Genomic DNA, 6,319 nt, shown 5'->3' with positions numbered 1-6,319 from the left:
TCCATGGACGCGGCCAAGGGCATCAAGCCCAACCTCGACTACCCCACCGGCCCCGCCTACCACCTCATGGGCTTCGACATCCCCACCTTCACCCCGCTGTTCGTCGCCAGCCGCATCGTCGGATGGACCGCCCACATCATGGAACAGCTCGAGAACAACTCCCTCATCCGCCCCCTCTCGGCCTACAACGGACCCGACGAACGCCACATCGACTGAGAAGCCTCCGGCGCCGGCACGCACGCTCGCAACAGGCACCCCGAGGTCCGGGGGCCGGCGCCGGAACCAGAGTCCATCTCGGGCACAGCAGAAAGGGAGGGCATTCCTTGCACAGGACGATGCTGAAATCGAAGATCCACCGCGCGACAGTCACTCACGCCGACCTTCACTACGTCGGCTCGGTCACCGTCGACCGGGACCTCCTCGAAGCCGCCGACATCCTTCCCGGCGAACTCGTGGCCATCGTCGACGTCACGAACGGGGCCCGCCTCGAGACCTACACAATTGCGGGGGAACCGGGATCCGGCGTCATAGGCATCAACGGCGCGGCCGCCCACCTGATCCATGAAGGCGACATCGTCATCCTGATCAGCTACGCGTTGATGGACCGCGAAGAGATCCGCAGCCACGTACCGACTGTCGTGCACGTTGACGCGGAAAACAACGTTGTCGAGCTTGGTTCCGACCCAGCAAGCGCAGCGGTATCAGGCCTGATGCGCCCTCCCCATGCCGAACGAGCAAGCAACCCATGGCCCGAGTAGCGAATGAAGTCACGTTCCCATCAGGCCAGTCGCCAGCTCGCGATTGCTGAGGCTATGCGGATTCTTCTCGCCAAGGAAGCGTCGTTTGGAATGGCCGAGCGGCGGGACCATTGAGCGCCAAAGCGGTTCCGGGCTTCGGAACCGCGTCTCCCTCCTGAGAAATCGAGGAACACCATGACCCCTTCCGCCTCTGACGAGATCCCCGCACCCTACGGGACCGGGTCCCGGGAGGTGCCTAGTTCCCTCTCACCGGGCCGCCCTGCAGCCCGAGTACGCATTCACCACCTCGCCGCGGCGAAGGACCGCAGCGAGCACTTCGCCATGCTCACCGCCTACGACCAGTACACGGCGCAGATCTTCGACGAAGCCGGCATCGACGTCCTGCTCGTCGGCGACTCCGCGGCCAACAATGTCTTCGGGCACGAAACGAGCATCCCCGTCACCGTCGACGAGCTCATCCCGCTGTGCCGCGCCGTGGCGCGCTCGGCCCACCGCGCCCTCGTCGTCGCGGACCTGCCCTTCGGCAGCTATGAGGCCTCCCCGGCTCAGGGCGTGGAGACCGGGGTGCGGTTCCTCAAGGAGGGGCTCGCCCATGCGGTCAAGATGGAGGGCGGCGCGTACTACGCCGAGACCGTCCGCGCGATGGTGCAGGCCGGGATTCCGGTCATTGCCCACATTGGCTTCACACCGCAAAGCGAGCACGCGCTCGGCGGCTACCGAGTCCAGGGAAGGGGGGACGACGTCGCGCGCCTCATCGAGGACGCCAAAGCCCTCGAGGCGGCCGGTGCCTTCTGCGTACTCATGGAGATGGTGCCCGCAGCCGCCGCGGCTTCCGTCGACGCGGCGGTCCGCGTCCCCACGATCGGTATCGGAGCCGGTTCCTCCACAACGGGCCAAGTGCTCGTGTGGCAGGACATGGCGGGGCTCCGTGGGGGTGAGGGGACGCGGATCTCGAAGTTCGTCAAGCAATACGCAGACCTGCGCGGCCAGCTCCTCGATGCCGCGCGCCGCTATCGCGACGATGTCCGCTCAGGTGCCTTCCCCGGTCGAGAGCACAGTTTCTAGCTCAGCCCCGCCGCAAGCACGGCCCAGCCTATACGCCCAGACCCTCCTCGCGGGCTGCCCAGGGATGGTGTCTGCCGCGTAGCGCGCCCCCATGCCACGATCCCCGGCCTTCGCCAAGTCCCGCCGCCGCATTCTCGCTATCATCAGCCGCTCCACGATCTTGCTCGTGCGGGACTTGGAGCGCTTCAGTCTGGCCGTGTTGCGGGGAGAGGTCGGGGATGCCGATCAGCTGGCGACTGACCCCTGAGATTGTCTTCGCTGGCTGGAGACGATGAGCCGCATGCCCTGCACGCCGAGGGCTAGAGGAGAGGGCGCCGTCGCGGGCATGACCGCACTCGGTCACTCCAAACCGAGCTCGGCCCAGTCGATTCTCTGAACGGTGAACTCTTGCATCTCCCGCATGGAGGGCCTGAGCGAGGCACGTTGGCGGCACAACCTCCGGTAGAAGTAGCGCACCAACTCCTCCTCCTTTTCCGGACCCGCGTTCAACACGAACTCCTCGAGCAGTTCATCTGCGTGTGACCAGTCTTTAGGCTGTCGGCCGATCAGACGGGCGACGTCCGCGATATCGTCCGACTCCAGTTGGTTCGCCATCTCATCCGCCTCGAGCACGGCGCGCGTCATATCGCCGGCGATCGAGAGTGTGTAGCGGTCGAACTCCTCCAACGGGATCTGATCGTTGTCGACGAGCGAATCCACGATGCGTGAGACTGATTGCTTCCACGGCTTCTGGCGTGACGGCGCTGGAGCGGGAGGTGGTTCGTCGTACGTGAGATCGATCCCCAATTCTTCGGCCATGATCTCGATGGCGACGAACATGGCGACCAACTGCCATGCGGCCCATTGTGCGTAGTCGAAGTCCGCAGGCGGGTCGTTCAAGGGGCCGATCGGCAGAAGAGTGGTGACCGCGGAGAAACGGACCACCTGGAAGTTGATGGTCTTGCGTTCGAGAGAGACGCCGGTCACCTCCTGGTAGCGTTTGAAAGCCCTGGTCAGGTTGCCGATCGGCTGGATGGTGTCTCGAAATCTCATGGCCGCGAGGTCGTTGAACGGGTCGCCAAGCATGGCGAATTCAACGTCCATCATTGCTGTACAGTGCCCGTTCTCGTGCAGGAACTGGCCGGCGTCCCACACGTTCCAGCAGACCTCGGTCCGATGCGTGGGCAGATGTTCATGAATCCACTTGACGATGAACTCGTTGATCGGATCCGGTGCGGTCTTGGCTGCCCGGTACCACTTCTCAGTCAGGCGGAATCCTCCGTACCCGACCTCCTCCCCGTTCTCGGGGCGATGCAGCCCCGCGTCGACGAACTCCCGCGCATCGATCGAGTGCGCGTGCGCGAGGATCTCGACGTACTCCTGGATCACCTGATCCCGAACCGCCTGGCCATCACGCTCGTCGAATCGATCCCGGCCAGGCACGGTCTCCATCAGAATCGCCTGGGGCTGCGGGTGAAACCCGAACACGTGTGGGATCTTCACGCCATGGTTCTGCAGCACCGCCATCATCCGGTACTCTCGCTCCACCGTGATCTTGGAGGTCCATGGCATCCCGCCTTCACGCTGAGTGCGGAGATAGAGGTCCTTCATACTGCCGTCGCCGAGCCGAACCGTCAGAAACCAGCAGGGTCTCCATCGCGCTTGGCGCTTGGAGGAGACGATCACGCCGCCCAGTGTCTCCTCGACCCAAGCGAACAGCCCGTGCCAGCGAGGTTCGAGATCCCCCCACGTTTCGCTGATGACAATCTGAGGCCCACTCATGACGTTCCTTTCGGCTGCGCTGGTTCGCCCGGACGATCGGGCAACACCTGAGCAGTCACCGTTCTGCGATGAACTGGTGAGCAGTTCGGGACCCCAGCTTACTCCTGCGTAAAATTACTTTTCTCAAACTATACGGAGTGGAGGTTCTTTAGCAATGGACCTCGTGTGACCCCTCAATGAAAGCAGTTGGGGAAGGCGCTAATGGGACGTGGGCCCCAGCGCGATCTGCTTCACTTCGGTGAACTCGAGGAGGCCTTCGAGTCCTCCCTCACGGCCCCAGCCGGACTCCTTGACCCCACCCCAGGGCGCGGTCATGTCTGGGCCGAACATATTGACGCCCACCGCGCCGGTCCTGATCCGGGCAGCGACCTCGATTCCGAGCTCGACATCCTCTGTGAACACAGCCCCGGAGAGCCCGAATCGCGAGTCGTTCGCAAGGGAGATGCCGTCTTCGATACCGTCGTAGGGCAGAAGCGCGACAATCGGCCCGAAGACCTCTTCTTGCGCCAGGGTCGAATCGCGTCTGACGTCTACCATGAGCGTCGGCGTGAAATACCACCCCTTGTCGAAGCCTTCGGGGCGGCGTCCACCAGCAACAACCCGCCCGCCCTCGGCCAATGCTGTCTGTAGGAACTGCAGTGTTCGATCGTATGCAGCCTTGTTGAGCAAGGGGCCGATGGTGGTGTCGGGATCGAGCGGATCTCCGATGCGGAAGCCATCCCATACCGTGCTCATCTTCTCGGCGAATTCTTCGAACCGCTCTCGTGGCACGAGAACGCGGCTCAGGAGTGCGCAGATTTGGCCTGCGCCCGCGCCGGATCCGAGCCGTAGCACCTTCACGACCTGGTCGAACTCGGCGTCGGGAAGCACCAGGGCCGCAGACTTGCCGCCGAGCTCCAGGTGCGTGCGTGCGAATCGGTCATGAGTAGCGTTGATGACGTCCTTGGCTGCCGCCTCGCCACCTGTAAATGACACCAGGTCAACACGTGGGTCGCTCGTCAACACACGAGCCACGGTCGGGCTGCCGCACAGGATCGAGATCGCGCCCCGGGGGAAGCCTGCTTCCGCAGCGCACTCGGAGACCATGCGCATGACCAGTTGGGAATCGGACGAACCCTTCACGATCACGGGGCAACCGGCGAGGAGCGCGGGCACGATCTTCGTTCCTATCGACACGACGGGACCGTTGTACGGAATGATCCCCACCACGACTCCAGCCGGTTCATGCCGGACAATGACCTTGCCGGGGACGCCTTGGCGAACCTCGTCTGCGAGCGTCGCCTCCGCTATGGCGAGCGAAGACCGCCATGCCGTCCTCGCTGCATGGGAATGCATTACCCGGGCGTGCCGCAGCGACATGCCGGACTCGGCCGCCCAGAGCACGCCGAGTTCGGAGTGCCGCGACTCGAGCAGGTCGCAGAATCGGCTGACGTAGCTCACGCGGTCGGCAACCGGAAGTGTTGCCCAGCTCTGCATCCCGATCTCTGCGGCGAGACGAACCGCCTCGGTGGCCTGTTCGATGCTCGGCAGGCCGACCGTCGCAATGCTCTCCTCTGTGGAAGGGGATGGGACGTCGCGGAGACCGCCCTGCGCACGCACCCAGTCACCGCCGAGAAGGACGTCGTTCGGGTGAGGAACAGGTACGCCTGAAACTGAGGGCTCTGACATCTTCGGCATCATCCGCTTCCAAATCGTATTCGGGGCGAGGCGCTGCCTGCCACGATCATCGCGGCAACGCGTCTCGGGTTTCACGCTGATCTTACATAGTATATTTGACAGACGCGTAAGTAAGCAGTGTAAGCTGCCTCACATGTCAACGAAGATTGATCGCCCCCAGACAGTCCTCATCAGTGGGGCGGCCGGAGGACTTGGTTCAGCCGTGGCCCGCCGGTTCGCGGCCGATGGGGCGCGAGTAGCCCTCTCGGATATCAACGCAGCCCAGGTGGCGGAGCTTGCGAATGAGTTGGGAGGCATCGCCCTCCCTGCTGATGGCACCGACCGCGGTGCAGTCCGAGAAGTTGTGGAGGACGCCGCATCCGCGTTCGGGGGGCTCGAGGCCGTCATCGGTGTTCAGGGCGCTCAGGTCAAGTCGACCACCAATCCATCCAGCAACGACGGATGGGACAAGAGCCTCGCCGTGAACCTCAATGGCCAGTTCTACTTCGCCGCAGAGGCGATCCCTCACCTGTTGAAGTCACAGGGATCCATCGTCCTTGTCTCCTCCTCCGCCGGCATCCTTTCGGGCCCCCCCGGCGCGCTCGGTTACACAGCCGCGAAGCATGGAGTGGTAGGCCTCGCCCGATGGCTCGCCCGAGAGTACGGCCCCCGCGGGATCCGCACGAACTGCATCACTCCCGGATGGATCCGCACTCCTCTGGGCGACGGCGGTATGGAGTACATTGCCGAGCGCGACGGCATCACGCTGGATGAAGCGTACGAGAGAACGACAGCGCTCGTGCCCATGCGTAGGGCCGCGCACCCCGGCGAGATCGCTTCCGTCTGCGCCTTCCTTGTTTCGTCTGATGCATCGATGGTCAATGGGCACGTCCTGGTGGCCGACGGCGGAGCAGCGGTCGTGGATTCGTCGACTGCATTCTTCAATTGAATGCCCCGATTCGTCCACTCACTATGTGCAAATAGCCCACAAATAGACAACGAAACCGAACCCATCGATGGAGATGGTCCTGAGGGGTCGACGTGAAAGCTTTTCCGCCGTTCCTGAAAAGGCATTCTAA

The 6,319-nt window shown here is 63.6% G+C and carries 6 protein-coding genes; 4 read left to right on the top strand and 2 right to left on the bottom strand.

The window, feature by feature from the left end:
• The 3 genes from LK10_RS12810 to panB form a co-directional block, all read left to right on the top strand.
• The coding region (locus LK10_RS12810) for a citrate/2-methylcitrate synthase (protein ID WP_331377474.1) at positions 1–216 on the top strand (216 nt) is incomplete at its 5' end.
• 107 nt (positions 217–323) lie between these two features.
• Complete coding sequence (panD, locus tag LK10_RS12805) at positions 324–758, top strand: aspartate 1-decarboxylase (protein WP_081998505.1); 435 nt, start codon at positions 324–326, stop codon at positions 756–758.
• Between the two features lie 174 nt (positions 759–932).
• On the top strand, positions 933–1,823 hold the full coding sequence (gene panB, locus LK10_RS12800) for a 3-methyl-2-oxobutanoate hydroxymethyltransferase (RefSeq protein WP_043124243.1): 891 nt from the start codon (positions 933–935) through the stop codon (positions 1,821–1,823).
• Positions 1,824–2,162: 339 nt separating this feature from the next.
• Here the strand turns inward: panB and LK10_RS12795 are convergent, their stop codons facing one another.
• Positions 2,163–3,488, bottom strand: a complete 1,326-nt coding sequence (locus LK10_RS12795; RefSeq protein WP_197061931.1) for a phosphotransferase — start codon at positions 3,486–3,488, stop codon at positions 2,163–2,165.
• A 294-nt stretch (positions 3,489–3,782) separates the two neighbouring features.
• Positions 3,783–5,252, bottom strand: coding sequence for an aldehyde dehydrogenase family protein (locus tag LK10_RS12790; protein ID WP_043124293.1), 1,470 nt, complete (start codon positions 5,250–5,252; stop codon positions 3,783–3,785).
• A gap of 142 nt (positions 5,253–5,394) precedes the next feature.
• Between LK10_RS12790 and LK10_RS12785 the strand changes: the two genes are divergently transcribed.
• Positions 5,395–6,189, top strand: coding sequence for an SDR family NAD(P)-dependent oxidoreductase (locus LK10_RS12785; RefSeq protein ID WP_043124237.1), 795 nt, complete (start codon positions 5,395–5,397; stop codon positions 6,187–6,189).
• Positions 6,190–6,319 lie beyond the last annotated feature (130 nt).

Source organism: Sinomonas humi (assembly GCF_000802235.1).
GTDB lineage: Bacteria > Actinomycetota > Actinomycetes > Actinomycetales > Micrococcaceae > Sinomonas > Sinomonas humi.
The sequence above is the reverse complement of the archived record's forward strand: the minus strand, read 5'-3'. Positions and strand labels throughout refer to the sequence as shown.